The sequence below is a fragment of the Paraburkholderia sp. RL18-085-BIA-A genome, assembly GCF_046027075.1.
In the GTDB taxonomy this organism is placed as follows: Bacteria; Pseudomonadota; Gammaproteobacteria; order Burkholderiales; family Burkholderiaceae; genus Paraburkholderia.
This window is the reverse complement of the sequence record NZ_JARESU010000566.1, coordinates 1-622: the sequence shown is the minus strand read 5'-3', so window position 1 is coordinate 622 and position 622 is coordinate 1. Positions and strand designations below refer to the sequence as shown.

Annotated in this window: 1 protein-coding gene; it reads right to left on the bottom strand. The window is 61.4% G+C overall.

The window, feature by feature from the left end; translation table 11 throughout:
- Positions 1-622, bottom strand: a 622-nt coding sequence (locus P0D89_RS53870) for a BBE domain-containing protein (RefSeq protein WP_408379797.1), incomplete at both ends; no start/stop codon positions are given.

Genomic DNA, 622 nt, shown 5'->3' with positions numbered 1-622 from the left:
GGTTGTTGGGATCGTACTTTGCCTTGATCGAGGCAAGGCGCTTGTAGTTGTCGCCGTAGCTTAGTTCGACGCGGTTCTCAGCCTCGTCGGCGTCCAGGAAGTTGACGTAGGCGCCCTCCAGATTGAACGGGTGGATGGCCCCCCAGTAGGCACGGCCCCAGGTCTTAAGCGCCTCGGCGTCCTTGGGATCGGGGCTGATCGCGGCAATTACCATCGAAAAAGACGCGTCGCGCGCGCTCCACGGCGTGGCATCCTTGGGGACCCGCCGAACGGCGCCGTCTACGGGGTAAAGGTGCATCAGGCAGAAGGGGGTCGGTGCCTTGAGCGCGTTCGCGATGTGCACGTCGATCGCCTCGTCAGGCAGCGCTTTGACAAAGTCGCCCTTCCAGTACCACTGCAAGCCTTTGGGGAAGAACGGGTCGAACAGACTGTTGATGGCAGTCCACGGCATCTCGCCCATCCAGTTGAACAGTGGGGCGGGCAGTTTCTCGAGCAGCGAGGCCATGAGTTTCTGGCCCTCTGCGATCGGCCCGTTGAAAGCACCGATCAGAGCGCAGGCGCGTTTGTTCCAGTGCTCCTTGGGGAAGGGATCGATTGGAGGCACGGTTTTGAGGCCGACAAA